Consider the following 26,157-nt stretch of genomic DNA (forward strand, 5'->3'; position numbering starts at 1 on the left):
GATCTGAAGGCCCAGCCGCTGGCAGAAGACGCGACTCCCAACGCGTGACTCCCGCCATCGACGCCCACGTCCGCCTCGACATCCATCCCACTCACCCGAGCGCTTTGCAGGCTGTCATAACAGGCATCCAGGCCCGCGTCGCCCGCATGGCTCTGGACACAGCCGACGGGAGCGTCGCCGCCACCAACGTCCTGATCCTGGCCCGCATCGATCACGAGGAGCCCTACTGGGCCGACGAGGCGGCCCAACACCTGATCGCCGAAGGCATCACCGTCGAGATCACCCCGAGGCTCCAGGAAGCCATCAGCGAGGAATGGACCTGGCCGAACTACCCGATGCCGTGGTGCACGCGCGGAGAAATCCGCGAAGTCTCCAATCAGGCGCAGAAGATCCACGACGACATCCGTAACGGCGAGCTCCTCATCCACGCCCACGCCCACGATGGCCACACCACCGTCGCGGTGGCAACCTACCTCCACCGAGGTGGCAAAAACGTCTACCCGCACGGCGAGGACCACCTGCGCCAGATCGCCGACACCTTCGACTCACCCGCCAAGGCCCTGCTCGCCTTCGAGAAGGTCCACGCGGCCGAGATGCGCCCCGGACCGGCGCCCCTGACCGACACCGAATGCGACGCCATCGCAGCGCGCTCCGTCTGCGACGTCACCACGGCCAAGTCCGAACCTTCCCGCCCGGAGCCTGAGACCGTCCCCATCCACTTGGCCGATACCGGCGACCACGACGCGCTCCTCGACGGCTTTCTCGACGCACTCGGCGAGTTCGAGAAGTGGCGGACCTTCTCAGACGACACCACCCAGGCGATCCACGAATCACAGACTCTTCGCATCGAGCGCGTCCACGAAGTCCACCCCCGGGAGACCGTTGGGGCCGTGGCCGCGTACGAGACGCCCGTCTCCGATCGAAGGTGGCACCTCACCGCCACGGGCACCACCCCAGCCCCCGTGCGCCAGGCCTGCTGCAGCACCTCGCCGAAGGCGACCGACGGGTGGGATACCGCCATCGGAAGTCCCATCAACGAGAAGACCATCACCGCCGCCACGAAGCCCCTCACCGACGCCGGCTGGGAGCACACCGTCGACGGACGTTGGATCCGCTGGACGAACCCGTCCGGGGACGCGGCCATCCAGTTCGACGCCTTCGCCTCCCAGCAGCACGCTCGTCACGTGGACCATCTGGGCCGGCCCTGGCATCTGCCCATCCTCGGCACCCAGGACGAGAACCGCTCCTGGCACAGCGCACCCGACGACGGACTGCCACGCACCCTCAGCAACTGGCGCTCCCTGCGCCGGGCCGTCCGGCACCCCGCCGCCTACTGCCGCCGGGTAGGCTCCGCCCGCCGGCCGACCCGAGGTCTGCGTCGTTCCGCGGCCGTTCAGAAGCAGGCGGAGTTCTCTGAGACAGCGTGCTGCAGGGCGTCGAGGTGCGCAGGCAGTTGCCGTGGGCGGCGACACAGCTCTCCACAGCACGGCCGAGGCCCTGCCACAGGTGAAAGTGGTCGGCGACCTGCAGAGCATCGGGGCACCGCGGCGGTCGCCTTCGGCGTAGGCGCCCGCCCGGTCCCGGCAGATGATCTCCACGCCCGGGTGGCGATCCAGCCAGGCGGCCTCCCTGGTGCCACTGGTCGAGGACCGTCCCCGCCTCGTGGTCACCCGTACGATGTCGAGGGCTTTCGGCGCCGCGGGGCTCCGCGTGGGTTATCTGGTCACTGACGCCGCCGTGGTTGAGGTGGTACAACTCGTACAGCTGCCCTACCACTTGTCGTCCGCGGCCCAGGCACTCGCCATGGCCGCGCTCGACCACTCCAACATACTGTTGGCCTACGTGGGAACAGCTCAAGGACGAACGGCGGCGCGTCGTGGGTGAGTTGACGGCGATCGACTACGACGTCGACGAATCCGACGCTCCCCTCGTGCAGTTCGGCCCCTTCGGCGATACCTGCTGGGCGTGGCAGGCCATGCTTGAACACGGAGTCCTGTTCCGCGACAACGGTGTGCCGCGTCGACTGCGCGCCTCCGTGGGGACACCGTCGGACAACGACGCCTTTCTGCGGTCGGCCCGTGCAGTGTGGGAGAAACGACGGCGGGAGCAAGCACACGTCGGTGAGGCGGTGTCTCAGACGTGTCGCAGCCGATCACTCCGGGGTGATGGAGACGACGAGTTCGCTCTTGACCTCGGCGAGCCGGTCGACGACTTCACGTGAGTCCTTGCCGCGGACGGATGCGACCGCGATCGCGTCCTTCGCCTGCCGGGGTCTCCTGACGAGTTCGCCCGGACGATAGGGCGCCGTGAGCCGGAGCAGCCACTCGGCCCGCGGAGACGCGTCGAAGCCACGAAAGCGGCCCAGCCTCGGCGGGTAGATCATGGACCAGCCGGTCGCGGGCTGATCCACGGTCGCCTGATGTCCTCGGTCCGGGACAGTGCGTCCGATCTGCGGCAGGATGCTGGCGAAAAGCAGGGAAATCCCATGACGGTACCGAAATGTGGTGTCTATTCCGGCGCCGCCGGGGCGGCCGCCCAATTCGCAGAACACCGGCTTTCCGCGGTCGTCGAGGAACACTTCGAGGTGTGTGACACCACTGAACCAGGTGATGCACGCGAGCACCGCGCGGTTGAACTCCAGCAGGAGTTCGAGGTCCGGCCCGTCGTCGAGGGTGTGCGACCGGACCTGACCGTTCAGCGGAAACGCCTCGTGCGAGTCCAGGTACTGCGAGACGGAAGTGGCAACCGGCAGACCGTTGTTGACAACGCTGTCGATGTGGAACTGGCGGCCCGCGATGAATTCCTCGGCCTCATAGCGGTCCGTACTGGCGAACCCCTGCTGCTGCAAGGTCTTCAAATCGCTCTGGTTCCGGACGATGTGCACGTCGATGGAGGAGGAGCCGAGGACGGGCTTGATGACGATTTGGCCGAACTTGTCGAGCAGTTCTGCCGCCTGCCCGGGTTCGGATATTTCCATGAACTCCGGGACCCGGATTCCGTGCGCCGAGAAGTGGCGCTTCATTGCCGTCTTGTCACGGAGCAGCAGCGTGTGCTCCGTTCCCATACCGCCGACGCCCAGGGTCTCGCGCAGCCGCGCGGCCGGCAGCAGCAGCCGCTCCTGGGTCGCCACCACCCAGTCGAACTCGAAGTCACCGAGCAACTCGGGAAGCGACCCCGCGAGTTCGCCGGAGGGGTGGATGTCCACCGCGATGCTGCGGCTCACCTGGCCGGGAGTCAGCTGTGCGATGTCGCGGGGGCGCGCGAGAAGGGTGATGTCGAATTCGTCCGGAGGGAAGAAGGGGCTGCCGTCGTCGTGGCGGTAGGCGTCGTAACCCACATGGCTCACCAGGGCTACCCGTTGACGAGTCACTGCACCTCCGTGGTTACGGCGCGATGGGGATCGATTCCCGGCACCTGTTCAGACGTCACTGATGTGGATTTGATGGCCAGGTGCGCCAGCCCGGACGCGAGGGCCAGGGCCACCGCCGCGAGAAGCAGCAGCGCCCCCGGTCCCAGTGCCTGGATGACCAGGCCGCCGAGCGCTGCCCCGACGGATCCGCCCAAGGACATGAACGAACTGATCCACGACTGGGTCTCCGCGGCCAGGTTCTGCGGAGACATGTCGCCGACCGTCGCCCACAGGGCCACGAAACTGGGCCCCACCGCGATACCCATGACCATCGCGGCCACGATCAGGACCGCCGTCCAGGTGAAGCTGGCCGCCGCCACCACCAGGGCGCCCACGGACAGTACGGCCAGCGTGACCGGGAACGTGGCCCGGCTCGACCTGCCCGCCGGCAACGCTCCCAGGGCGAGGCCGCCCGCCATGCTTCCCACGGACATGCAGCTGAGGAGCACTCCGATTCCGCGCTGTGCTGGGCTCCGTCGTTGTCCGCAACGACGACGCCCCCGGCACGCTGCTGGCCGTGCACGGGCTGGACGAGCTGCGGGCGCTGCCCGGCATCGCCGACGTACTCGTCGGGTTCGGGCCCGGCGATCCCGTACCGGTCACTGACCACAACATGTGCATCCCAGTCAGCGCCTCGGTCCACGGCCCGGACCAGGCGACTGTGCTGCGCACCATCGCCGCCGCACGGGCGGCGGTCAGGCTTGAGATCGCCCCCGATCCCGCCGATTCGCCCATGGCGGCAACGGCCCCGAGGCTGGTGGCCGAGGGGGACGCTCGTACTCCGGTTTGAGCTGCCAGCGCCGCTACCGACCTTCAAAGCGTGTTGTCGTGGGAGCTGACCGCTCGTGATCCCAGCGGTATGTCGTCTTCATGAGGTACGGCAGGGTGGCGGCCTGACCGCCCAGCGTCGGGCGTTTCAGGAGCGACTTCAGACAGAGGCCGGCCGAGCGACTCGCGCGCGGTGACGAAACCGCCGTCGTCGCTCATGACCTGCGGGTCACAGTCCGCTCAGTGCCGCGTTGGCGGAGAACGTGGTCCGGGTTGTACAGGCCACAAACAAAGCTTGCGCCACAAAGAATCTGACGACGGAGAGTAAGCATGGCGGTAGAACGCAGGTCAGCAGATCAGGTGACAGACGAGTTCAACAGGCGCTGTCAGACCGACGTGCGATTCCGGAAGGTGATGTCGACCGCTTCGATACCCTCTTTCATCCGTACCGCGTACGACATGACACCCCGGCCCTTCTTCGCCGACCGGAACGCCATGGAAACCCTGGGGATCGACCTTAGGGAGCTGCTCGACATCGTCGTATCGCTCCCCAGCCGACTGTTCGATGCGAACCTCAACGCCTACTGTTCGGCCATCGGATTGGATGAGGAGCGCACAGCCCTGGTCGGCCGCCTTCCCCACGCGATGCCCCCCACCTCCGGGCGCGCAGACCTATACCGAGTGGGACCTCAATTCAAGCTACTGGAATTCAACGTCAACACCGGACTGGGTGGTGCGGACATATCACAAGTGCAGCACGCCCTCATGAACTCGGACCCGTTCGCCGGATTCGCGGAGGAGTTCGGTCTCAGTTACACGGACACCATGGCCTCCAGAGCAGATCTGCTGCGCCACGCCGCCTCTGCAGTATCGGAAGGCCGAGAACCCTTCATCGCCGCTGTGGAGGCGGACGGCACAATCTCGACCTGGGAGAACACCTTCCGTTCCATCCAAGCATCGCTGAAGCACTACGGGGTAGATCTGGCCTTTGGCGAACTAAGCCAGCTGGAGCGTAAGAACGGCCGGGTATACCTTGACGGGAGGCCGATCGATCTCATGCTGCGCTACTTCATGGTGGACCAACTCGTCGGCGACGCAGTTGCCCAGGCAACGTACGAGATGGTCTGCCAGGTATCTGAGGAGGGCGGCCTTGTCCTGCACACGCCGCCCACAAGCCACCTCTCCCAAAACAAAGCTGCTATAGCCCTCCTGTCCGACCAGCGCTACCGGAACGCCTTCTCACGCACTGAGCGAGAATTGATCGACCGCATGGTCCCCTGGACCCGTCTCCTGCGCGAAGGCGCAACCGAATTCGAGGACGAATGCGTCGATCTCATGCGCTTCGCGGTAGCGCACCGGAGGGAACTGGTCCTAAAACCGAACGCGGGACAAGGGGGGCTAGGCGTTGTAGCAGGCTGGGAAACCGAAGAACGTGCATGGACAGACCTACTGCGGCAGTCGGTCGGCGGGCCGTTCATCATCCAACACCGCGTCGAGCCCACTCCCGAGCCTGTCGCCCATCCCGACAGCGGTCAACTAGAGAGCGTCATGCCCGCGTGGGGCGTGTTCTTCTCAGAGAATGGCTTCGACGGAGCGTTCATCCGCACCGCTCCTTCGGCAATCATCGGAGCGCCCGGTACGAAACGCAACGCCCTTTTCACCGCCTAAGAACGGCTAACGCAATGAGGTGTAGCTGCCCTGGTGGCCGTGCCTGACGGACGAGTTGGGCGTTGTCCGGGCCATGGGGACTTCGCCGTGGTCGTGCCGGACGACTTGTGGAAGCGGATCGAGCCGCTGCTGCCGGAGAGGGAACGCCGGTTCCGCTACCCCGGTCGTCTGCCGGTCCCCGACCACCAGGTGCTGTGCGGGATCCTGGACGTCCTACACACAGACGTCCAGCGGGAGCACATTCCCAAAGAGCTCGGCTTCGGCTTGGGCATGACTTGCTGGCGTCGGCTGCGGAACTGGAACGAGGTGTGTGTCTGGCAGCGGCTGCATGAGGTCCTGCTCGCAGAGCTCAACGCCGCGTCCCGGCTGGACCGGTCCCGCTACGTCGTCGACTCCTCCCATGTGAGGGCCTTAAAAGGGGGCTCCACGCGGGCCCCTCGCCAATCGACCGGGGCCGGCCCGGCGCGAAGCATCACCTGATCACCGCCGGGCACGGCACCCCGCTCGCGGTCATCCTCACCGGCGGCAACCGCAACGACGTCACCCAGGGCTGGCCATCCGCGAGGCGGCGGGAGGCTGGGGCAACCAGATGTGGCGGCTCGGGGACGAGTTGGCCGTACGCATGCAGCGCATGGCTCCCACCCCGGAGCTCCAGCTCAAGGAGCGCTGATGGCTGCCTGTCTTGGCCCCACACCTGCCGCTCCCGGTGCCGACCCCGGTGCGGATCGGTGAACCGTCTGCGCGCTTCCCCAAGCACTGGACTGTGATGACGTGGGTTCACGGCGAGCCGCTGGACTACAGCTCCATCAGCCGCGGCGACCACGCGGCCGACATCCTGGCGGGTTTCTTCCTCAGGGCGCTCCATGTGGAAGAACCCGCCGAGGCGCCCACCATGTCGGACCGCGGCGCTCACCCCAAGAAGTGCACGGACGGCTTCGAGAAGTTCTTGCAAGGCATTGCCCCCGGCGGCATTGCCGCCGACGTCCGGGCCGTCTGGGACAACGCCGTTGCGGCCCCCGAGTGGGAGGGCCCGCCGGTATGGCTGCACGGTGACCTCCACCCCGCGAATGTCGTCGTCTCGGACGGAACGCTGTCGGGCGTGACCGATTTCGATGCCATGTCCGCCGGCGACCCGGCGTGGGACCTCGCGGCCGCATGGGTGCTCCTTCCTTCGGGCGCCACCTCTCGTTTCTTCGACGTGTACGCGCATGCGGACGAGGCGACGATCCAGCGCGCCCGAGAGCTGGCCGTCATGAAGAGCCTCTTCCTCATCCTTATGGGCCAGGCCGGAGATCGGGGCCTTCCGGGCAGCAAGCCGACCTGGGGGCCCCAGGCCGGGCAGCGCTCGATCGCGTTCTGGCAGCGTGATGTAGCCACGGAGCATCGCTCACAAGCTCTGCTCGCGAAGATGAATCGACCTCACTGTCCTCCACAGGCATCGTGTTCTGGCCTGCTGCCGCAGTGTGCAAGCCGGAGGTCAGGGAATCGGTGTCACGGATCCTGACCAGCTGACCTATCTCGTGGGAAGGGTTCTCCCGCCGGGAGCACGGGCCGGTCCGGCGGAGTTGCCGAGGGTGAACTTGAGAACGATCAGTCCCGGTTGGCCTCGCGGGAGGCCGGCTGTGTGCTCCGGCGAGTGATCCGCCTGGTCATCAGCGTGATCGCCGCCCAGGTGATCAGAGATTCCGAGTGCAGGATGAGCCGTTCGTAATCCCGGGCGTGACGACGGGCATGCATGATCCACGCGAGCGATCCCTCGACTACCCAGCGGCGGGGCAGGATGACGAACCCGGTGGGGTCCTTCGGACGGCTGATGGTCTTAAGCGTCAGGTTCAGGCGGGTCTTCGCCCAGGTCACGCTCCTCCACCGCCGTCACCTTGTCGGCGGGCTTCATCTGCGCGACCACGGCCGGCCGGCGCAGCAGGTCCCCGGCCACCGTCGCTACGACCTCCTCGTCTTTCGCGAGCGTGTGGATCGCGCTGAGTAGTAGGTGTCTTGCAGGTGGGCAGAGGACCGAGGCTCCGCAAAAGAGGATTCAGGCTTGAGTAGTGGCTCGCGTAGGGTTCCCCGGTTGCCGAGCTGAAAAGGTGGGTCTGGACGTGGCACCTCGGGAAGTGATGCGGGACCAATAGGCGGGGGCGGCCAGGGCCGCACTGGGTGGCGGTCGGAAGCTGGAGGCAGTCGAGCGGCTCACCGGCGGCACCACGAAGGGCGTGTACCGCCTCACGATGAACGATGCCACGACGGCAGTCGCCTACCTGTGGGAAAAGTCGGAGACCTACTGGCCGGTGACTAAGGACGATGACGATCTCACCGACCCGTTCTCGCCCGATGTCGGGCTTGACTTGTTCGAGGCCAGCCACGCGCGCCTGGCCTCGCTCGGCTTGCGGGTCCCCGAGGTCCACTTGGTCGACCGGGACCGCACTCACTATCCGGCCGACTTGGCGATCGTGAAGGACTTCCCCGGCGAGGACCTGATGGACCTGTTCAATCGCGACCCGCGCGCGGCAGAGCCGACGATGGCCCGCCTCGCCGATGCCCTGGTGGCGATGCGACGCCATCGAGCGCCGTCGTTCGGCAACGTAGCGCAGATCGACAAAGGGGGAGGGTCCCGGGCGGCGTCGTGTGAGGAGGCAGCGCTTGAGTTCGCGCTGCGCTGCCTCGCCGAGGCAGCGGCTCATGACCGGAGGATCGCGGACGCTCAGGGCAGGCTGGAGGAGCGGCTGCGTGAACTCGCCGCGGCGGTGCGGCCGCGTGCGGAGTACTCGGTTGTCCATGGCGAGCTGGGGCTGGATCACGTGCTGGTGGACAGGGACGGTAACCCGGTCGTCATCGATTTCGAGGAGCTGCTGTACTTCGACGTCGAGTGGGAGCACGTGTTCCTGCGGCTCCGCCATGCCGAGGACCAATACCGGCGGTTGGCAGTGGAGGACCTCGACGAGGGCCGGCTGGCCCTCTATAGGCTCACCCAGCATCTGTCCCTGACGGCAGGGCCGCTTCGCCTGCTCGACGGAGACTTCCCCGACCGCGCGTTCATGCAGGGAATTGCCGAGCACCACTTGAACCAGGCGCTTGCGCTGGTCTCAGGGTGTTAGGAGTCATCGGCGGGAATACCGGGTTGTTTCGCCCAGCCGAGGCGGGGACTCTTCCGGGTGAGGCCTCGGGTCATCATGGTGATGAGCGCCCAGTTCAGGTGGGCTTCGGAGTGCTGGGGCAGTCGTTCGTACTCGCGTGCGTTGCGCGCGTTCATGCATCAGCCGATCGTGCGCTCAACTTTCCAGTAGCGGGGCAGGACGACAAACCTCTTGGTGCCTTTGGGTCGGGAGACGATGCGCAGGGTGAGCCAGAGGCAGGCGGCCGCGCCGGACAAGCCACGACCACAAGCCACCTGACAGTACAGCTCAACAGGCTCGGCATCCGCGCTCGTGCCAGCCGCAACACAGTCCTACTCAATCTTGCAGCTCAGATCCCGACGTCGATGTTGAGCGACGTAGTGGGCATCTCTATCACCTGCGCGGTGGCCTGGTCCCACGACGCCGGCAACACAAGGCCCGGCTACGCGGCAGCCATAGCACGCAGGGAACGCTAACGATCACATCATTTCCCTGCAGTCGACCAATTCGTCGGTTCCCTGCGCTGCTGGGCGCCCCGGTCACAGGGACCGGATCTCAGGCGGCGGCTGCGTGCCGCGCCGGCCGCTCCTGAGTCCGGCAGGCGCTGTCAGGGCTGGGGCGAGAGGTCGATGACGACCTTGCCGCGGACGTGGCGGGCTGCCTGGAGTTCGACAGCCACGCGGATGTCCTCGACGGGGTAGGTCGCTGCGAGGGGTACGCGCAGGCGGCCTGCCGCGACAAGGTGTGCGATGTTCTCAAGGGCGTCGGGCGCGGCGTTGGCGCCGTTGGCAGCGGGAACGCCGTCGACCTGCCCCGCGATAGTGCAGATGCGGTCATCCGGGACTTCCAACTCGCGCGCAACATGCACTGTGTCCGTGCCGTGCAGGTCCAGGGCTGCGGTGATGGTGCCCGCCGCAAGGTCGCGGACCCTGCCGACCAGGCCCTCGCCGTACGCGACCGGTTGGGCGCCGAGGCTTCGCAGATACTCCGCTGACGACGGCGAGCCGGTCCCGATGACGCGCGCGCCTGCGATCCGTGCCAGCTGGACTGCGAACACGCCGACCCCGCCGCCCGCGCCGCCGATCAGCACCGTGTCACCGGGACCGAGGTCAAGGGCGTCGAGAGCAGCGGACGCGGTGCTGCCCGCGATCGCAAGTGTGGCGGCGGTGCGGTCGTCGACACCCTCCGGGGTGTGATGTGCGATGCCCCTGGCGATGTTCCCGTCCGCGTCAAGGACGACGTAATCGGCTACCGCCCGGGACAGGGCCGCCCCGAACACGCGGTCACCGTCCGCGTAGCCACTCACTCCGGCACCGACCTGGTCCACCACTCCGGCGTAGTCGGTCCCGAACCCGCAGGGCAGGCTCAGACCGAACCGTGCCGCGGTCTCGGCGTCGGCGGTCATGAACCAGTCCATCGGGTTCAGCCCGGCTGCTGACACGCGGACGCGGATCTGCCCGTCGCCCGCCAAGGGTTCAGGCACGTCCTTGAGGGCCAGGACCTCCGGGCCGCCGAACGAGTCGAGCAGGACAGCCCTGCTCGCGCCGTCTCGGAGTGCGTCGCCGTGTTGCTGCATGTCTTACTCGTTTCCTCGTGTTCGTAGAGCCATCCCAAACGGAATATGCTCCGCTTATGAAATCGAGCATAAACGGAGCGCGATCCGCTTGACGAGTTCGAAGCCACGGACGACACGGGCCGACGCCGCCCGCAACCGCGATCAGCTACTGGAGGTCGCGACACGCGTGCTCGCCTCGCCCGACGCCGAGACGTCCATGCGCGCTATCGCCCGCGAGGCTGGCGTCGGTATCGCGACGCTCTACCGACACTTCCCCACGCGCGCGTCCCTCGTGGAGGCCGTCTACCGCGACCAAGTCGTCCGCCTCACGCACAGCGCCCAGGACTTGCTCGCCAACGAGGCCCCAGCCGTTGCGCTGCGACGCTGGATGGACCTCTTCGGCAACTGGATCGCGACAAAGAACGGCATGCTCGGCACCCTGCTGACCCTGATCGAGTCCGGCGCGGTCGGCCACGCCCAAACCAGGGACGAGCTCCTGAACGCTATATCGACGATCCTCGACGCAGGCCGCGCAGTCGGAGACCTCCGCCCCGATGTCACCGCCGAAGAGGTCGCAGCCAGCCTGATCGGGATCTTCACCGTCGCGCACGAGTCTGGCCAAGCGGTCACAGCCGATCGACTCTTGGACATCCTCCTCGATGGCCTTCGCCCTCAGAAGCACTCGTGAGGACCGCCCGAACGAAGGCGACTGCCAAGACCGAGCTGTACGGGGCGTACGGGGGCTCCGTCTTGCCGACCTCTGTCGGCCCACCCCTCGACGCTTGAGTATTCCGCAAGTCTCAAGAGCCGCACTTGCCAGTAGCAGGGCAGATCGCCGCATCACGGCGCAAGCGGCTCACGGGCTGACGCCGTGAGCCGCAGACAGCGCAGACAGGGAGGGCTCCCGGTGCGGGCGGGATCCGGAGCCTGGCTCAACAGGCTGCCGGGGCAGCGGACGGAAATTCATCCCAAGCCCCAGCTGTGCGGGCTCGCGCATGGCCGCGCCGACCGGTGCAGGTGTTGCCTGCCCGGACTGCGGTAGGTCGGAGCCCGGGCGAGGAGGTGTGGTGAGGGCGGGGCGTTGCTCGGGGGCGGAGGCGGGAATAAACTGGACGTTCATTTCAGTGGGCGTTCCGTTTCGTGTGCGGGAGCGGTGTCGTGCCACCCGGGGACGGCACCCTGCGACGGAGCCGGCTAGGAGGGCGAAGTGTCACCGCGTAAGGCCCAGGACCCCGAGCGGAGCGCGATCGCGGGCGGGGGCATCCTTGCCCATCCGGTGGGGCCACGCAGTCGGCGTATTCACGAGGCCGTGCTCGCCGCTACGGAGGAACTGCTGCTGGAAGGCGGACTGCCCGCCGCGACCGTGGACGCGATCGCTGCCCGTTCGGGGGTGAGCAAGGCGACTATCTACAAGCACTGGCCCTCGCGTACGGCGGTGGCGGCCAAGGCGTTCGGGAGGATGATGGCCGAGGCGCTGCCCCTCCCCGACACCGGTTCCGTGGTCGGTGATCTGACCGAGCAGGTGGTAAGGGTCAGCGCGTTCTACGACAGCGAACGCGGCCGGGTCTTCGCCCAACTGCTCGCGGCCTGTGTGGACGATGTCGCGGCCGCGCCCTACTTCCGCGAGTACTTCCTGACGGGCCGCCGCGAGGCTGTCGGGGTGTTGTGGCAACGCGCGCTGGACCGGGGCGAGGTCGACCCGGGTATCGAGGTGGACGACGTCATCGACATGCTCTTCGGGCCCCTCGTCTTCCGGCGGCTGACCGGGCACTGCGCGCTGAGCGAGGATCATGCCCGCGCGCTCGCCCGGAGTGCACTCGCCGGGTTGCTCCAACGCGGCTCAGATGTTCCGGATGCCTGACAGCGTCTGCCTGCCCTAGGGCGGTTCTCCGCCTTGCGCGGACAGCTGTCGCCGGGGCCGCGCGCCGAGCGGGCGTCCGGTTCAGGGGCGTGGCCTTGCCGGTAGGGGCCTCTCGGCCACGTTGCCGCGCTCGTTGTAGCGGATCGGGGTCCGACCACCGGTGAGCGGAGCTCCGCCCCCACCGCGCCGCGACGATCCGGGATGTCGAACTTGGCGTCGTGGGTGAGGACGCACACCACGGTCCGGGCGTCGACCTCGGTGCGTTCCAGATAGCGGTGGGGCCAGTCGGCCACAATCACGTCTGCTCCGGGCAGCGTTCGCGTGTGGCGAAGACCGGGCGCGCGTCACACACCGTCACGTGGTGGCCGAGGAGCTAGCCGACTCGCACGAGAGCGGCGGTGAAGTCGATGCGCCGAAGACGATCATCCGGGGTGAGGGAACGGACGACTCGATCAGCACCGTGACCGCGGATCCGCAGGAGAATTCCGTCTCGCCGATCTCCAGTGTGCTTGTGCGTCCCGCTTCCAGGTGGGCCAGCGCCTCGCCGGCGACCGCGTGATCCGGGTCGGGGTGTGCAGCGAAGCCGGCCTCGTAGCCGCTGTCGGGGCGGACGAGCAGCGCACGGCCCGTCAGTTCCGCGGAGCCGGAGCTGATCCGTGCCACCGCGACCCGCCTCGCGCGGCGGTTCTGAGCGCGGAGGCGGCAACGGTGCGGACGGGATCGCCGGCCCGCATCGGGGTGACGAAGATGCCCCCCTCCCCCGCAGGTCAGGCCGACCGCGAAGGTGTCCTCGTCGCTGTAGCCGAGGCGCTCGGTCACCGCCGTGCCGTCCTCCAGCGTCTGCCGGCACAGTTCGCAGACCGCGGCTTCCACGCAGCCGCCGGAGACCGAACCGATCGCGTTCCACTGCGAGAGCGGCTCCGGGCTGCCTGGGTGCACTGCCGCTGACGGCGGTCACGGTGGCGACGGCGTAGTCCCGTCCCTGTCCGTCCAGCGGTTCAGCTCCTCGGCGATGTCGAGCATGGTGCGGTCCTCCTTCATAGATGGGGGGGGCGGGGGCTTTGCGGGCGCCGGGCGGGTGCTGAAGGGCGCGGCGTGCCCAGTGCGCGGACAAGGCGGTTCGGTTCGGGCGGCGGGCTGTGGGCGTCGGGCGCGCTGCATCGTGTTCGGCCGTCGCGGTGCGAGCCGCCGTGTTGTCGCGGGGTGTTGACGGGCGGTGGCCGGGTCGCCCGTGGTTGACCCTGGATATGAACTGAACGTACAGTTCATTTAGCATCTACTCGCAAGGGGAGGGCGCGTGCCCGTCGACCGCTCGACAGATCAGCAGCCCGGCGATCCCGAAGGGCAAGACGGCAATCCGCAGGACAGCCGGACGAGGCTCACCGGCACGACGGAGTTCGGACGCCGGACCTTCGTCTCGACGGCCGCCCTGGCCGGCGGGGTTGTGGCCGCCGGAGGTATCACGGCCGCGCCGGCCGCCGGGGCGGAGCGGGCGGGCGCCGCCGGGACGGCAACCGACCTGGCACTGACGGTCAACGGCGAACTCCGCAGGCTCAGGGTCGACAACCGCACCTCCCTGCTCGACCTGCTGCGGGAGAGACTCGGCCTTCCAGGCACCAAGAAGGGTTGCGACCAGGGGGCCTGCGGCGCCTGCACGGTCCTCGTGGACGACCTGCGGGTCAACGCCTGTCTCACCCTCGCCGTGCAGTGCGAGTCGGCCAAGGTCACGACCATCGAGGGCGTGGCCGACGGCGAGCAACTACACCCGTTGCAGAAGGCGTTCGTGGAGCGGGACGCGTTCCAGTGCGGCTACTGCACACCGGGCCAGATCATGTCCGGGATCGGGTGCATCCGTGAAGGCCACACCGGGACCCCCGAGGAGATCCGCGAGTGGATGAGCGGCAACATCTGCCGCTGTGGCTGCTACGTCAACATCGTCGCCGCCGTCCAGGACGCGGCGCACGGAAAGTAGGTGCTGCTCACCATGCATCCCTTCACCTTCACGCGGGCGCGGACCGTCGACGAGGCCCTGGCGGCAGGCGCGCGCGGCAGCCGGTACCTCGCGGGTGGCACCACGATGGTCGACCTCATGCGGCAGACCGTCGAGCGCCCCGGCAGCGTCGTGGACATCAACCGCCTGCCGCTGCGGGGAATCACCAGGACCCCGGCCGGTCTGCGCATCGGCGCGCTTGCCCGAATGAGCGAAACGGCGGCGAACCCGGTGGTCCGCCGGCATCTCCCCGCGATCACGCAAGCCCTGGAACTGAGCGCCTCCGCCCAGCTGCGCAACTCCGCCTCCATCGGCGGCAACCTCATGCAGCGGACACGGTGCCCGTACTTCCGCGACGTCACCACTGCCTGCAACAAACGGGAGCCCGGCAGCGGCTGTGCCGCGCTGGAGGGCTACAACCGCACCCATGCCATCCTCGGCGTCTCCTCACACTGTGTGGCGACGCATCCGTCCGACCTCGCCGTTGCCCTCACGGCCCTGGACGCAGTCGTGCACCTGCGCGGACGCGACAGCGAACGGTCCCTTGGCATAGGGGAGTTCTTCCTCCGCCCGGGGACCAGCCCGCACCGTGAGCATGCACTGCGCCCCGGGGAGCTCATTACCGCCGTGGACGTTCCCCTCGCTCCGCACAGCGCGACCTCGGGGTATCTCAAGGTGCGCGACCGCGAGTCCTACGAGTTCGCCATCGCGTCCGCCGCCGTGGGGCTCCACATCGACGGGGGTGTGATCCTGTCCGCCCGTGTCGCGGTCGGCGGTGTCGCGACCGTGCCCTGGCGCCTGCCCGCGGTCGAACGCCGACTGGTGGGGGCCCGGCCTTCGCAGCGGCTCTGGGAGGAGGCCGCCGCCGCCGCGTCCGAAGGTGCCGCCCCCTTGCGGGACAACGGCTTCAAGACCGAACTGCTGGAGCGCACCGTTGCCCGCCAGCTCGCCACCGTGGGAGGAGCAAAGTGAGCGGGACATCCGTCGGTGCCTCCCTGTCGCGCGTCGACGGCCGTGCCAAGGTCACCGGGGCCGCCACCTACGCAGCTGAGTTCGCGCCGCCGCAGCTCGCGCACGCCGTCATCGTCACCAGCACGGTCGGGCTCGGCACCATCACCGGTATCGACGACCGCGCCGCCCGGGCCCACCGCGGGGTGATCGACGTCGTCAGCCATCTCAACGCGCCACGGCTGCCGTACCGCGACTTCCGCACCTCCATCGACCCCCCGGTCGGCGAGCGTCTGCACGTCCTCCAGGACGACCGGGTCCGCTTCTTCGGGCAGCCGGTAGCCGTCGTCGTCGCCGAGACGCTGGAGGCCGCCCAGCACGCGGCCGACCTCGTCACGGTGTCCTACGACGCCGGGACCCCGTCGACCGACCTGGAGACGTCCACTGCCACTCCGCTGGTGCCGTCCGGGACCCAGGGCGACTACGCCCGCGGCGACGCCGACGCCGCCCTGGAAACCGCGCACACCGTGATCGACGAGCGCTACCGCGTGGCGCGCGAGAACCACAACCCCATGGAGCTGCACGCGACCATCGCCCAGTGGGAGGGCGAGAAGCTCACTCTGTGGGACAAGGCCCAGTGGGTCCAGTCGACGGCCTCGCAGATCGCCTCCGTCTTCGGGCTCACACCGGACGCCGTGCGGGTGATCTCCCCCTTCGTCGGCGGCGCTTTCGGCAGCGCCCTGCGTGCCTGGCCGCACGTGACGCTCGCCGCCCTGGCCGCCCGCCGCGCCGGACGCCCCGTCAAGCTGGTACTCACCCGCAAGCAGATGTACTCGGGCACCGGCTACCGGGCAGCCGTTGACCAGCGCGTCGCGCTGGCCGGCGACCGCACCGGCCGTATCACAGCCCTGATCCACGAGGCCCGCGCGGAAACCTCCCGCTATGAGCAGCACGAGGACGCTGTCCTCGAACTCTCCCGCTTCCTGTACTCGATGCCGAACGTGCGGGCCAGGTACCGGCTGACCCCACTGGATGTCCACACCCCCACGTTCTCGCGCGGCCCGGGACGCGCCACCGCAGCGTTCGCGATCGAGTCCGCCTTGGACGAACTCGCGTACGAACTGGGAATCGACCCCATCGAGCTGCGGATGCGCAACGAGCCCGCGCACGACGAGTCCACCGGCCGCCCGTTCTCGACCCGCCGTCTGCGCGAGTGTTACCGCGTCGGGGCTGAGCGGTTCGGTTGGGAGCGGCGCGATCCGCGCGTCCGCTCCCTGCGCGACGGGCACTGGCTCCTGGGCACGGGCGTGGCCACGGCCTGCTACCACACGCTCCGCAGCCGCGCCGAGACCACGGCCCGGATGGACGCCGACGGCTCGGTCATCGTGTCCAGCGCGACCAGCGACATGGGGCCGGGGACGTACACCGCCATGTCCCAGGTCGCCTCCGACGCACTCGGTGTCACTATCGGCCAGATCCAGTTCCGCCTTGGCGACTCGACGCTGCCCCTCTCGCCCTCGCACGGCGGCTCCCAGACAATGGCGAGCGTGGGCTCCGCGGTGCAGGACGCCTGCAACACCCTGCGGCAGTCCGCCATCGCCCTCGCCGTCGGCGACCCCGGGTCGCCGCTGCACGGCGCGGATCCCGCAAAAATCCGCGCACACAACGGCCGCCTCTTCCTCGGCGGACGACCCGACCGCAGCGAGACCTACCGGGAACTGTTGCACCGCCACGGCGGGAACAAGCTCACCGCGACGGGGTCGTACACCCCCGGCGACGAGGTCAGCCGCTACTCGACCTACGCCTACGGCGCCGTCTTCGCCGAGGTCGCCGTCGACGCGAGCCTCGGTCTGGTACGGGTGCGCAGACTCCTCGGCTGCTTCGACGCGGGGCGCATCATCAGCCCCAAACTCGCCCATAGCCAGGCCATCGGCGGCATGGTCGGCGGCGTCGGCATGGCCCTACTCGAACACACCGTCACCGATCACCGCGACGGCCGCCTGGTGAACGCCAACATGGCCGACTACCTCGTGCCGGTCAACGCCGACGTGCCCGACGTCGACGCCGTGTACATCGACGGCTCGGATGACGAGGCGGACCCCCTCGGAGCCAAGGGACTGGGCGAGGTCACCATCGTCGGCGTGGCGCCCGCCATAGCCAATGCGGTGCACCACGCCACCGGCCGCCGCGTACGAGACCTCCCGATCACCGTCGAGTCCCTGCTCTGACCCGACCGGTACCGGGGCGGTCCAGGGCCGGGCCGGCCATTCCGGATCACCCGACCACCGAGGTCAGGGTGAGCAGGTGGCTGGGTAGCTGGGGTCCGTGTTCCGACGAGCTGCCGGTGGCCGGTTCGCACCTGCTTGGCAGCACCCCCAGCCGACCGTGCAGCCCAGTCACCTCACGTCACACGTCCAGGGCGGGCGGGCACAGGGCGCAGCAAGCAGACGGGCCCCAGGAACATGGTTGCGCCTGGGGCCTGCCCCCTCTCCCATCGGGCCGTCCGCCCGCAGACCGGGAGGCGGAGGCCCATCAAGTGGCCAGCGGAGCGGCCGCGGGCTCCGGGTCGGTCCCGTGGCCGGGACCCGGGATGTCCTCCGGATCCCGCAGGGGCTCGGAGAACTCCTCGCGCACGTGGTTCCAGACCACCGCGATCAATAGGGCGGCCGGGACCGCGAGCAGGCTGACGATGCCCGCCAGGTTGCCGCCCAGGGTCACCGCCGGCAGAACGACCGCCGCCTGCAGGCAGAGTCCCCGGCTCTGGATCATGGGCTGGAAGACGTTGCCCTCCAGCTACTGGACCACGACGATGACGGCCAGCACGATCAGAGCGTCCGTCAGCCCGTTCGAACCAGGGCGATGAACACGGCAACGAAGTCTGCGAACAGGGCGCCGACGAGTGGCACGAACGCGCACACGAAGGTGTGCGCGGCCAGCGGGAGAACCAGTGGGACGTCCAGGAACCAGAGTCCGACGCCGATGAGGATGGCGTCCAGCAGACCGACCGCCGCCTGGGGAGCGTACGAAGGCCTCGAGGGTGTCCCAGCCGCGCTCGGCCACGGCCGGGACTTCGGCCGCAAGGCGCCTAGGCGGCTGGCGGGCGAGCCAGGGTAGGAAACGCGGCCCGCCCTTGAGGAAGAAGAACATCAGGAGGAGGGGGGAGGAGGGCCGTCACCACGCCGTTGACCATGGTGCCCACGCCGGTGGCGAGGGTAGTGAGCATGCTCCTGGCGCTGTTCTGGAGACGGTCGGTCGCGGTGTCCAAGGCGGAGGTGATCTGGTCGTCGCCGATGTTCAGGAGCGGGCCCGAGGCCCGCTCCTGTCCGGCATTGCGCGACTCACGGCAACCGTCACGACCCGACGTAACCCCAGCCATTAAGGAGCTCTAGACGTTGTCGAGGAAGATGCCGACCGCCTGTGTTCGGACGGGCGCGGAGGTCACTATTCGACGAAGATGTCGACCGAGGGGCGCATCTGGGAGCAGACCTTCAGCACGTCGTGGATGACGTGGTCTTGGAAGGCTGCGAACGGGGCCGGGACGACGACTTTGTCGTCCACGGCGGGGTAGGACCGCTGTGTGAGCAGGTAGTCGAAGCGCGGTGCCCATTTGCGGGCTCCGAGGCGGGCGGTGGTGGAGCAGTTGTCCACCATGTAGGCCACGCCGCGGGCGTGCATGTAGGGGTTGAGCGAGTCGACTGCTTCGATGACCGACTCGTTGGCGATCTCGGAGTAGGGGTGGCCCTGCTCCAGCAGCACGTCGGCTTGCGCCATCATGATGCCGCAGAACACTCCCGCGGTGAACGGGTCGAGCGGAGCCTCGCCGTCGGTGGCGCGCTCGGCGCGAACGCGCTGGCCGACCTGCCACATGTCGGCCTGATCTATGCGGCCCATCGGGAAGCGGCCGAAGCGCTTGCCAGCCAAGATGACGCTGCGGATCTCGTTGCCGGAGGCGACCTCGTCGTAGATCTCGGCGGTGAGTTCCAGGCCCACGGGGTAGACCGCGGAGTAGGCGTCGGCGAAGATGCCCTGGGCCTCGTCATCGAGGCTCTGGTAGAGGCCGACAAGGCCGTCCTTGGAGATGATCCGGGAGATGGGTCCGGTGACGGATTCCACGGAGTGGCGGAAGGCGTCCTTGTCGCTCATGCCGTGGTCACGGTAGCGGCGGTAGAGGCTTTCCACGATGCCGTGCACGCCGGCGAGGAGCATGGCGCGCTCGCCGGACAGGTCCGACAGGTACTCCGACTTCAGCGTGGTCTGGAACGTGTACGGGGCGCCGAGCGCCACGGACCAGCCGAGGGCGCGATCGACGGCGCGCCCGGTGACGTCCTGCTCGACGGCGAAACTGGCGTTGATGCCGGCGCCGTTGACGCTGGCGCCCTGGACGTACAAGGCCCGCACCGACGGGCCCATGCCCTTCGGGCACACAGCGATGACGTCGACGTCAGCCGGGAACGTCTCGCCGACGTCCGTGAGGTGGCCGAGCAGGAAGCCGTGGGACAGGCCCAGTGTGGTGCCCGGGCGCAATGCGGCGAAGATCTCGCGGTAGTGCTCGGCCTGCGCAGCGTCGGATATGAGCAGCAGCACCATGTCGGAAGCCGCGATGACCTCGAACATCTCGCCCAGGGTGCCGTCTTGCTCGCTGAACCCCGCAGTACGGGCGGGCTCGAACGAGCCGGACCCGCTTCGCAGCCCGACGACCACCTTCACGGCGCCTCCCAGAGAGTCCCGCAGGTTCTGGGCCTGGGCCGGCCCCTGGGATCTCCAGCCGATGACACCGAGCTGCCGCACCCCCTCGAAAGCCGCCGGGAGCCGGTCGAACAAATGCCGACCCCCGCGCACGATCGCCTCCCGGCGATCCCCGAGCGTCACGTACTCCTTGTCGAACACGGCGGTGTCAAAATCCAAAGATTCTACGGTCACAGATCTGCTTCCATTCTCATGCTGGGTGGCTGGTGCTGAGGCTGGGCGGCCCGGAGCTGCGATCCGCGGTGGCCCGCCCGGGGCACGCGTCGGACCAGGAGGGGATGACTGCGGCCTGCCCTCGCACCACGCCGTCCTCCCCGGCGAGGTTCCAGATCGTGACGTCCTCAATCCAGAAAAGTTGTCCCGAACCGGACACTCGCAGCCCCCGGTATCCCTGGACGTGGCCGTCGCGCGTGACGCCGGCCAAAAGGGACTGCCGCGCCTCCCGGTCGGCGGACGGCGCCGATAGTCGCGACGGCATGCCGCAGAACTCCGCCCATGAGTAGGCGAAGCGCGTCTGCGCAGCGGTGTTGGCGTAGACAAACGCCGGGTCGTCAGATACGTCCTGGGCGAGGACCCCGAACGGCGCCTCGTGGTAGAGCCAGTGCGCAACGTCCTGGCCGGCCGGCGTCCCCGCCGTCAGCCGCTTACCAAGCAGCCGCTCGTAGCTGTCGCACAGCAGCGAGACGAACGCGTGATTGAGCGGCGATGGCACTGACAGCACTATCGGCACGTGAATTTCCTATGGTGGTGGGGAGAACTACGTATCGGCCAGGAAATCCTCTTCGGTGTTCTCAACCTGGCGTGCGACTTCTACGATGCGCTCGACCTTGCCGTCATTGACTTTTGCGAATACGTGAGCTTCGACGCTCAGGCTCTGCCCTTCCGCCGATAGCATCCGGAACAAATAACGTCCGGCGATCCCGGCATCCGTGCTGATTTCTTCCAGCACTCGTATATCGCCACCGCCGACCGCCATCTGGCGCAGCTCACCTACATGCGCGATAAATCCGGATCGGTCGTACACTTGCCCGTTGTTGCGCAGGGCGAAGTGTGGCGCGAGCAGCCGTTCGACGATTTGTTCGACTGGCTCGGCGGCTCCGCTTCCGTAAATCAGTTCGGTAAGCAGAGAAGACAGATCGAAGCTCTGGTTCATCTGTTGCTTTCTCATTGAGGACGCGTGCATGGAAGCACGTAAATCATGTTGTTGAGACGTGTTCCGGCGAATCAGCAGCCATGGCGAATTTGAGTACCGTTCACCGATTATATCGACGCACAATACCATCCGTCGGACTTCTTCTTCGCAACCTGCCCGATGGTTCGGGTACCAGCTATATCTGTGGCATGACCTCGGCTGCAATGAGCTCAAGATGGTCAAGGTCATGGAGGTCGAGCATGCGGAGGTAGACCGTCTGTATCCCGACTTCCCCGAACTGCGCAATGCTGTCGGCGAGCTGGGCGGGGCTGCCGCTGATCACCGTGTCGCTGAGTATGGGGATCGTGTCGATCATGGCCGCGCGCTGTGCGGTCTGGCTGTCGTTACGGCCGCAGAAGACAGTCCTTGTCACGCTGTAGTTCATGGATGCCGGATCCCGGCCGCTTTCCTGGCTGGCCGTCTGCAGCCGCCCCATAGTCGCACGGAGTTCATTAAGCGTGTTGAAGCCGTAGGCGAGGTTGTATTCGCTAGCGTGCTTTACCGCCAAGCGCTGCGATCGTGGCTGTCCGGAGCCTCCCATGATGATGGGCGGGCCTGGCCACTGAAGAGGCTTGGGGAGTGCCGGGCAGTCGGCAAGTTCGTAGTGATCGCCCTTGAAAGAGTAAGATCCGCCGACTTCCGTGCGCCACAGTCCGGTGATGATCTCGAGCTGTTCTTCCAGGAGGCCGAACCTGCGCTGCGGATAGGGAATTCCGTAGGCGGTATGCTCCCGCTCATACCAGCCGGCGCCGATGCCGAGTTCGATGCGGCCACCCGACATCTGGTCGACCTGTGCGACTTGGATGGCCAGCGGCCCGGGATGGCGGAATGTTACCGGGGAGACAAGGCTGCCGAGGCGTATGCGACTCGTCTCTCGTGCTAGGCCCGCAAGCGTCACCCAGGCGTCGGTCGGTCCAGGCAGACCGTCGACCGTCCCTACCTTGAGATAGTGGTCGGAGCGGAAGAAACCGTTGTATCCGAGTTCTTCTGCCGCCCTCGCCATGGCGAGCTGCTCGACATAGCTGGCGCCCTGCCCTGGTTCGGTGAATATCCTCAGGCGCATGCCCGGAGATTTCCTTCCTGTTGGCTAATGCTGGCTTCAAGGTCGGGCTGGAGGCTGAACGCCGCGGGTCGACGCGGATCATTGCGAATCGATCGCATTTTTGGAGCGGGCCGCAGCTGTTCCTGTATGGACAGGCTTGCGTCCACTACGGAAACCAGGGCATTTCTCTCGTAGTCCGCGACTTCCTTGGCCAGTCACCGGCCGACGCGGCCAAGGAACCCGAAAAGGGGGCCCGCAGGGTTCCGTTGAAAAGCTGATCCGCTAGAGCGCCGAGGAGATTCGACGCCTACTCAACCGGCTTCTATGGGCAGCCTCGCCCCACCGCCCGCAATCGTGGTCGCCCAGTCGCGCTGGCGTCGCCCCCACCAGACCCGCGCCCAACGCTGCCACTACGCCGTCCGCATCAAATGAGATCGCGAGTCACGGCTGTAGTCCTGACACAAAGGCCGAGAAAGACAGCGCAACGATGAGGTGACGTCATCCCTCTGGGGGAACAGGTAGCGTTCCCCCGGTCAGATTGAAAGTCTTGCTGGCAATCTTCCACTGTCCGCCCTGATTGACCAGGGTGAAGTAGTTGGTGAAGTCGGCGCCCAGATACCCCGATTCTTCCAGGACTGCTATCGCCGTATCACCGGATACCTCGATAGAGCGGATTCGATGGGTATAATCAGCAATCCACTGTGATGGGTCCGGAGCTTTGGATACTACTTTCAGAAACTCACTCACCGGCATTGCAACCACCTCGGTGTCACCCAGGAAGCCCCACAGATAGGCGTCCTCACGGAATGCCGAAGCCACTATCTCTGGATCATTTTCCGACACACCCTTGACATAATTCTCTACTGCAGCCTGGACTCCGTCTTTCATACTTCCTCCATTGTCATGTGCTCGCGACACCTGGATGTCAGCGAAAGGCTCCTTGGCCGCCGCAGCATCCGCGGTATTTTTGTGAGTGAGCGTTGCGGCGATCTGTTACACGGTCATCCAGCCCGGATCCGGCGACGCGGCCGGTGGCCGGGTCGATGGTCCAGCGGTGCAGGACGGAAGGAGCCTGGGAGCGGCCCGGTTCTCTCACGCCGACAAAGCCACTGGGTCCTGGGTCCGCCAATGTCCGACCAGGTGCGCTGAAAGCCGTCGTGGTCGTAAAACGCGGCATCCAGTACGATGCGCCTGCGTGTCTTCATAGGCGTTGCCACGTGGAAGAGGTAGCGAGGATCGATGTCGTACCACCTCACGTCCGTACTGCCGGGCGTTCGGGACATGGTCCCGAGCCGTGCGCCGTACCCGTTGTCCCACCGGTAGGACATGCCACCGCGCCTGGCCAGGGGATCGAAGACGACGGGCAGGTCCATCCGCACAATGTGGTGTTCGGTGATGGCGAAATCATGCATCATCGTCGGGCCCGGCGCCTCGACCGGCCGGCTGTCCACCAGTAGCCCCTTCGGAGTGACCCGGTGGCAAGGGAGGTAGGGCGGGGCGAAACTTATCCCGAAGAGATGTCGGTGCCCCAGTAGGAAAGGCGGACCTCACACAGGGGAGCACGGTGTCGGCATGCCGGATGATATGGGTATTGGCGGGCGTCGCGGTCAGGTCGATGGTGGAGTCCTCGCGGATGAACGGATACCCCTCCAGTTTCCTTGTGCGCCCAGCGGTTGCCGTATCACTCGGCACTGCCGTTGCGCAGCCGGATGCCGTGGAGCATGCCGGGACCGGTGAACCAGTGCCCCTCATCTTGGCCGGGCAGCGGGTTGGGGGCCGTTACGCAAATAGCGGCCATCCAGGTCGGGGGCAGGCAGCCGTGCACGGTGAGGCCAGCCGCGCTGTGCTCTTCGGGGACCGGGGTAAAGCTGCGCCGCAGGTACAGCGGAAGAACTCGTTTCGTCGGTCATGCATTTCCCTTGATGCAGGCATTTCTCTCGTCATCCGCGACTTCTTTGACATTAACCCGCGCGGACGACACCGTTCTATCCGCTCAGCGACCAGCTGTATCCGCGCAGCGAAGGCCCGGCACGACGACTCGTTACGGCAAGTAATCTAGGAGGGGTGATGACATCAAGCGCCGTATGGTCGCGCAGCACCTCGATGGCAGAGGTGGTGGAGGGTTGCTCGGAGGTGTTCTACCGTCACGACATGGACCAGCTTGACCGCTCCCGCCCGTTCAGCGTGAGCTACCGCATCAGCCAGGCCGGTCCCGTGACCGTGGGCGACGTGAGATATGACGCGGACATGCGCCTGGACTTCCGTGAACTAGCCACTGGTTACCACGTGAACATCCCCGTTCACGGGGTCCTGCGGTCCCAGCACCGCGGGGTGGACAACACCGCGGCGCCCGGTCTGGCGACGGTCTTCAACCCCGAAGGCAAGACGGTTTTCACGCATTGGCCCGCGAATTCCCGTATCCTCGCCGTGAAACTCGACAGCGGGGCAGTCAGTCAGACGCTGGCCACCGCGGTTGGCCGGAAGGTCCCGCTCCCTGACGTCGAATCGGGCCTGGATGTGCGGACTGGCCCAGGCCGCAGCCTGGCTCAAATGCTCATGCTGTTCAGCGACCAACTGGGTGACGCCTCCAGCGCCCTGTGCAATCCCTTGGTGGCGCAGCCCTTCGCTGAAAGCGTGATCAACGCCTTCCTCCTCGCGACGAGCAGCGCCTTCCAAGAGGCAGTGGCGGGCCACTCCGAGGCCGCCCGGCCAGTTGCCGTGCGTGCTGCCACCGACCTGGTAGAAGCCAGCCCGCACCTGCCGTGGACGACCGCTTCTCTCGCGGCGCAATGCCACGTCGGCGCCCGCGCGCTCCAGAGAGGCTTTCAGCAGCATCTGGGCGTATCTCCGATGGCTTACCTGCGCGAGGTCAGGCTCCGGCGTGCCCGCGAGGACCTACTGGCCGACGACCCGGCCAGCGCCACCGTCACAACGATCGCGCGCCGCTGGGGCTTTTCCCACCTCAGCAGGTTCGCCGCTGCATACCGCGACGCCTACGGCGAACTACCCGCACGGACACTGCGCGCACCGCGCCACGTGAACTGAGCTTGACTCTGAAGCTCCTATAGATCGTCAAGTGGCTGGATATGTTGATGGTGCGCTGGTGAGGTGGTGGTAGACCTCTCGCGACGAAGTGCTTGCGCCATCTGAAGATGTCCTTCGTCTTGAGCCCTTCGAGGGTGGAGTCGTGCGACGTAGTTTCGGGTGCGTGGGTCGTGGCGCATGCGGACCAGGACGATGGTGGGCAGCACGCGGTTGGCCTGGCGGTCGCCGCCGCGGTTGAGTCGTTGGCGGTCCGTGCGGCCTGAGGAGGCTGGCACGGGTGCGGCTGCGCGCAGGTGGGCGAAGGAGGCCTCCGAGACGAGCCTGTCAGGGGTGTCTCCGGCGGTGACCAGCAACTGCCCGGCGGTTTCGGTCCTGACGCCAGGTAGCGCGAGCAGGCCGGGTGCGGTGTGGGTGATCAAGGAGCGCAGCTCGGCGTCCGCGTCTGCGATCTCCTCGCTCAGGTGCTGGTATCACTTGGCCAGGCGTTTGAGCGCGAGTTTGACGGCGGTGGCAGGGGTGGTCAGATCGGAGCCAGGTCGACTGGCGGCCAGGCGCCGTATCAACTCGGTGCTGGTCAGCGAGCGCAGTACTTCGCGCGTCGCCACGGGCGCGGTGATGATCAGTGATTTGAGCGGGTTTGATGGTCTGGGTGCGGGCCTTGATGGCGCTGGCACGTACCACGCGGAGTGGGCGGATTGCCTCGACCGTGCCGTCGCAGTCCTACGGCGTGCCATTGGCGCGGCCGGAGAGCACTGCGGTGGCGTAGGCGTCGACAGGGTCGGATTTGCCTGCGGCGCGGCGAGCTCGACGATCGGGCCGG

The 26,157-nt window shown here is 67.2% G+C and carries 22 protein-coding genes and 6 pseudogenes; 13 read left to right on the forward strand and 15 right to left on the reverse strand.

What is annotated here, in order from left to right; genetic code table 11:
• The first annotated feature begins 44 nt into the window (after positions 1-44).
• Both ACIQAC_RS34225 and ACIQAC_RS34230 read left to right on the forward strand, forming a co-directional pair.
• Positions 45-1,730, forward strand: a complete 1,686-nt coding sequence (locus ACIQAC_RS34225; RefSeq protein ID WP_402198146.1) for a hypothetical protein — start codon at positions 45-47, stop codon at positions 1,728-1,730.
• Positions 1,615-2,086 (forward strand): annotated as a pseudogene (locus ACIQAC_RS34230) (aminotransferase class I/II-fold pyridoxal phosphate-dependent enzyme); the annotation flags it as partial. The gene ACIQAC_RS34225 and the pseudogene ACIQAC_RS34230, both read left to right, overlap by 116 nt.
• Positions 2,087-2,152: 66 nt before the next feature.
• Here the strand turns inward: ACIQAC_RS34230 and ACIQAC_RS34235 are convergent.
• On the reverse strand, positions 2,153-3,370 hold the full coding sequence (locus ACIQAC_RS34235; protein WP_402198148.1) for an acetyl-CoA carboxylase biotin carboxylase subunit family protein: 1,218 nt from the start codon (positions 3,368-3,370) through the stop codon (positions 2,153-2,155).
• Positions 3,367-3,858, reverse strand: coding sequence for an MFS transporter (locus tag ACIQAC_RS34240; protein ID WP_402198149.1), 492 nt, complete (start codon positions 3,856-3,858; stop codon positions 3,367-3,369). Before ACIQAC_RS34240 ends, ACIQAC_RS34235 begins: the two co-directional genes overlap by 4 nt.
• 14 nt (positions 3,859-3,872) lie before the next feature.
• Between ACIQAC_RS34240 and ACIQAC_RS34245 the strand changes: the two genes are divergently transcribed.
• The 4 genes and pseudogenes from ACIQAC_RS34245 to ACIQAC_RS34260 all read left to right on the forward strand — a co-directional run.
• Entirely contained in the window at positions 3,873-4,199 is a 327-nt protein-coding gene (locus tag ACIQAC_RS34245; protein ID WP_402198151.1) for a hypothetical protein, read from the forward strand.
• Between the two features lie 308 nt (positions 4,200-4,507).
• Positions 4,508-5,845, forward strand: a complete 1,338-nt coding sequence (locus ACIQAC_RS34250; RefSeq protein WP_402198154.1) for a hypothetical protein — start codon at positions 4,508-4,510, stop codon at positions 5,843-5,845.
• A gap of 87 nt (positions 5,846-5,932) precedes the next feature.
• Positions 5,933-6,393, forward strand: a pseudogene (locus ACIQAC_RS34255) (transposase); the annotation flags it as partial.
• A pseudogene (locus ACIQAC_RS34260) lies at positions 6,387-7,213 on the forward strand (aminoglycoside phosphotransferase family protein); the annotation flags it as partial. The pseudogenes ACIQAC_RS34255 and ACIQAC_RS34260, both read left to right, overlap by 7 nt.
• 264 nt (positions 7,214-7,477) lie before the next feature.
• Here ACIQAC_RS34260 and ACIQAC_RS34265 read toward each other — a convergent pair.
• Both ACIQAC_RS34265 and ACIQAC_RS34270 read right to left on the reverse strand, forming a co-directional pair.
• Positions 7,478-7,702, reverse strand: a pseudogene (locus tag ACIQAC_RS34265) (IS5/IS1182 family transposase); the annotation flags it as partial.
• Entirely contained in the window at positions 7,665-7,880 is a 216-nt protein-coding gene (locus ACIQAC_RS34270) for a DUF6192 family protein (RefSeq protein ID WP_402198399.1), read from the reverse strand. The pseudogene ACIQAC_RS34265 and the gene ACIQAC_RS34270, both read right to left, overlap by 38 nt.
• Positions 7,881-7,998: 118 nt before the next feature.
• On the opposite strand from ACIQAC_RS34270, the gene ACIQAC_RS34275 reads away from it, so the two are divergent.
• Positions 7,999-8,940, forward strand: a complete 942-nt coding sequence (locus ACIQAC_RS34275) for a phosphotransferase family protein (protein WP_402198402.1) — start codon at positions 7,999-8,001, stop codon at positions 8,938-8,940.
• Between the two features lie 625 nt (positions 8,941-9,565).
• Here ACIQAC_RS34275 and ACIQAC_RS34280 read toward each other — a convergent pair.
• Positions 9,566-10,534 (reverse strand): NADP-dependent oxidoreductase, encoded by a 969-nt coding sequence (locus ACIQAC_RS34280; protein ID WP_402198156.1) that lies wholly within the window; start codon positions 10,532-10,534, stop codon positions 9,566-9,568.
• An 88-nt stretch (positions 10,535-10,622) separates the two neighbouring features.
• Between ACIQAC_RS34280 and ACIQAC_RS34285 the strand changes: the two genes are divergently transcribed.
• On the forward strand, positions 10,623-11,201 hold the full coding sequence (locus ACIQAC_RS34285) for a TetR/AcrR family transcriptional regulator (RefSeq protein ID WP_402198158.1): 579 nt from the start codon (positions 10,623-10,625) through the stop codon (positions 11,199-11,201).
• A gap of 519 nt (positions 11,202-11,720) precedes the next feature.
• Positions 11,721-12,374 (forward strand): TetR/AcrR family transcriptional regulator, encoded by a 654-nt coding sequence (locus tag ACIQAC_RS34290; protein ID WP_402198160.1) that lies wholly within the window; start codon positions 11,721-11,723, stop codon positions 12,372-12,374.
• 197 nt (positions 12,375-12,571) lie between these two features.
• Here the strand turns inward: ACIQAC_RS34290 and ACIQAC_RS34295 are convergent.
• A pseudogene (locus ACIQAC_RS34295) lies at positions 12,572-13,397 on the reverse strand (XdhC family protein); the annotation flags it as partial.
• Positions 13,398-13,671: 274 nt separating this feature from the next.
• Between ACIQAC_RS34295 and ACIQAC_RS34300 the strand changes: the two are divergent.
• The 3 genes from ACIQAC_RS34300 to ACIQAC_RS34310 are packed head-to-tail and all read left to right on the forward strand — an operon-like array spanning position 13,672 to position 17,540.
• Positions 13,672-14,346 carry a (2Fe-2S)-binding protein gene (locus tag ACIQAC_RS34300; protein ID WP_402198163.1) on the forward strand — a complete coding sequence of 225 codons (675 nt, stop codon included), beginning with the start codon at positions 13,672-13,674 and terminating at the stop codon, positions 14,344-14,346.
• Between the two features lie 12 nt (positions 14,347-14,358).
• Positions 14,359-15,336 carry an FAD binding domain-containing protein gene (locus ACIQAC_RS34305; RefSeq protein WP_402198166.1) on the forward strand — a complete coding sequence of 326 codons (978 nt, stop codon included), beginning with the start codon at positions 14,359-14,361 and terminating at the stop codon, positions 15,334-15,336.
• The gene (locus ACIQAC_RS34310) at positions 15,333-17,540 is read left to right on the forward strand and encodes a xanthine dehydrogenase family protein molybdopterin-binding subunit (protein ID WP_402198167.1); all 2,208 of its coding nucleotides are present in this window, start codon (positions 15,333-15,335) and stop codon (positions 17,538-17,540) included. Before ACIQAC_RS34305 ends, ACIQAC_RS34310 begins: the two co-directional genes overlap by 4 nt.
• A gap of 304 nt (positions 17,541-17,844) precedes the next feature.
• Here ACIQAC_RS34310 and ACIQAC_RS34315 read toward each other — a convergent pair.
• The 7 genes and pseudogenes from ACIQAC_RS34315 to ACIQAC_RS34345 all read right to left on the reverse strand — a co-directional run.
• Positions 17,845-18,664 (reverse strand): annotated as a pseudogene (locus ACIQAC_RS34315) (AI-2E family transporter); the annotation flags it as partial.
• An 89-nt stretch (positions 18,665-18,753) separates the two neighbouring features.
• Complete coding sequence (locus tag ACIQAC_RS34320; RefSeq protein ID WP_402198169.1) at positions 18,754-20,217, reverse strand: ketol-acid reductoisomerase; 1,464 nt, start codon at positions 20,215-20,217, stop codon at positions 18,754-18,756.
• Positions 20,218-20,248: 31 nt separating this feature from the next.
• The gene (locus ACIQAC_RS34325) at positions 20,249-20,788 is read right to left on the reverse strand and encodes an MEKHLA domain-containing protein (protein ID WP_402198171.1); all 540 of its coding nucleotides are present in this window, start codon (positions 20,786-20,788) and stop codon (positions 20,249-20,251) included.
• A gap of 27 nt (positions 20,789-20,815) precedes the next feature.
• Positions 20,816-21,211, reverse strand: a complete 396-nt coding sequence (locus ACIQAC_RS34330) for a hypothetical protein (protein WP_402198173.1) — start codon at positions 21,209-21,211, stop codon at positions 20,816-20,818.
• Positions 21,212-21,386: 175 nt separating this feature from the next.
• On the reverse strand, positions 21,387-22,313 hold the full coding sequence (locus ACIQAC_RS34335; protein WP_402198175.1) for an LLM class F420-dependent oxidoreductase: 927 nt from the start codon (positions 22,311-22,313) through the stop codon (positions 21,387-21,389).
• 477 nt (positions 22,314-22,790) lie between these two features.
• Positions 22,791-23,180 (reverse strand): nuclear transport factor 2 family protein, encoded by a 390-nt coding sequence (locus ACIQAC_RS34340; protein WP_402198177.1) that lies wholly within the window; start codon positions 23,178-23,180, stop codon positions 22,791-22,793.
• A 113-nt stretch (positions 23,181-23,293) separates the two neighbouring features.
• Positions 23,294-23,824 (reverse strand): carotenoid oxygenase family protein, encoded by a 531-nt coding sequence (locus tag ACIQAC_RS34345; protein WP_402198405.1) that lies wholly within the window; start codon positions 23,822-23,824, stop codon positions 23,294-23,296.
• A 571-nt stretch (positions 23,825-24,395) separates the two neighbouring features.
• Here ACIQAC_RS34345 and ACIQAC_RS34350 point away from each other — a divergent pair.
• Positions 24,396-25,337, forward strand: coding sequence for an AraC family transcriptional regulator (locus tag ACIQAC_RS34350; protein WP_402198406.1), 942 nt, complete (start codon positions 24,396-24,398; stop codon positions 25,335-25,337).
• Positions 25,338-25,354: 17 nt separating this feature from the next.
• Here ACIQAC_RS34350 and ACIQAC_RS34355 read toward each other — a convergent pair whose 3' ends face one another.
• Both ACIQAC_RS34355 and ACIQAC_RS34360 read right to left on the reverse strand, forming a co-directional pair.
• Entirely contained in the window at positions 25,355-25,756 is a 402-nt protein-coding gene (locus ACIQAC_RS34355; RefSeq protein ID WP_402198179.1) for a transposase, read from the reverse strand.
• A 51-nt stretch (positions 25,757-25,807) separates the two neighbouring features.
• Positions 25,808-25,942: a hypothetical protein gene (locus ACIQAC_RS34360; RefSeq protein WP_402198182.1), complete on the reverse strand. Its 135-nt coding sequence runs from the start codon at positions 25,940-25,942 to the stop codon at positions 25,808-25,810.
• Positions 25,943-26,157 lie beyond the last annotated feature (215 nt).

The organism is Streptomyces sp. NPDC088387 (assembly GCF_044753385.1).
Lineage (GTDB): Bacteria > Actinomycetota > Actinomycetes > Streptomycetales > Streptomycetaceae > Streptomyces.

Bases quoted from the DNA above. Each gene is read 5' to 3' on its own strand.
- ACIQAC_RS34250 (WP_402198154.1), top strand. From the start codon at position 4,508: ATGGCGGTAGAACGCAGGTCAGCAGATCAGGTGACAGACGAGTTCAAC.
- ACIQAC_RS34280 (WP_402198156.1), bottom strand. From the start codon at position 10,534: ATGCAGCAACACGGCGACGCACTCCGAGACGGCGCGAGCAGGGCTGTC.
- ACIQAC_RS34305 (WP_402198166.1), top strand. From the start codon at position 14,359: ATGCATCCCTTCACCTTCACGCGGGCGCGGACCGTCGACGAGGCCCTG.
- ACIQAC_RS34330 (WP_402198173.1), bottom strand. From the start codon at position 21,211: ATGAACCAGAGCTTCGATCTGTCTTCTCTGCTTACCGAACTGATTTAC.
- ACIQAC_RS34335 (WP_402198175.1), bottom strand. From the start codon at position 22,313: ATGCGCCTGAGGATATTCACCGAACCAGGGCAGGGCGCCAGCTATGTC.
- ACIQAC_RS34340 (WP_402198177.1), bottom strand. From the start codon at position 23,180: ATGAAAGACGGAGTCCAGGCTGCAGTAGAGAATTATGTCAAGGGTGTG.
- ACIQAC_RS34350 (WP_402198406.1), top strand. From the start codon at position 24,396: ATGGCAGAGGTGGTGGAGGGTTGCTCGGAGGTGTTCTACCGTCACGAC.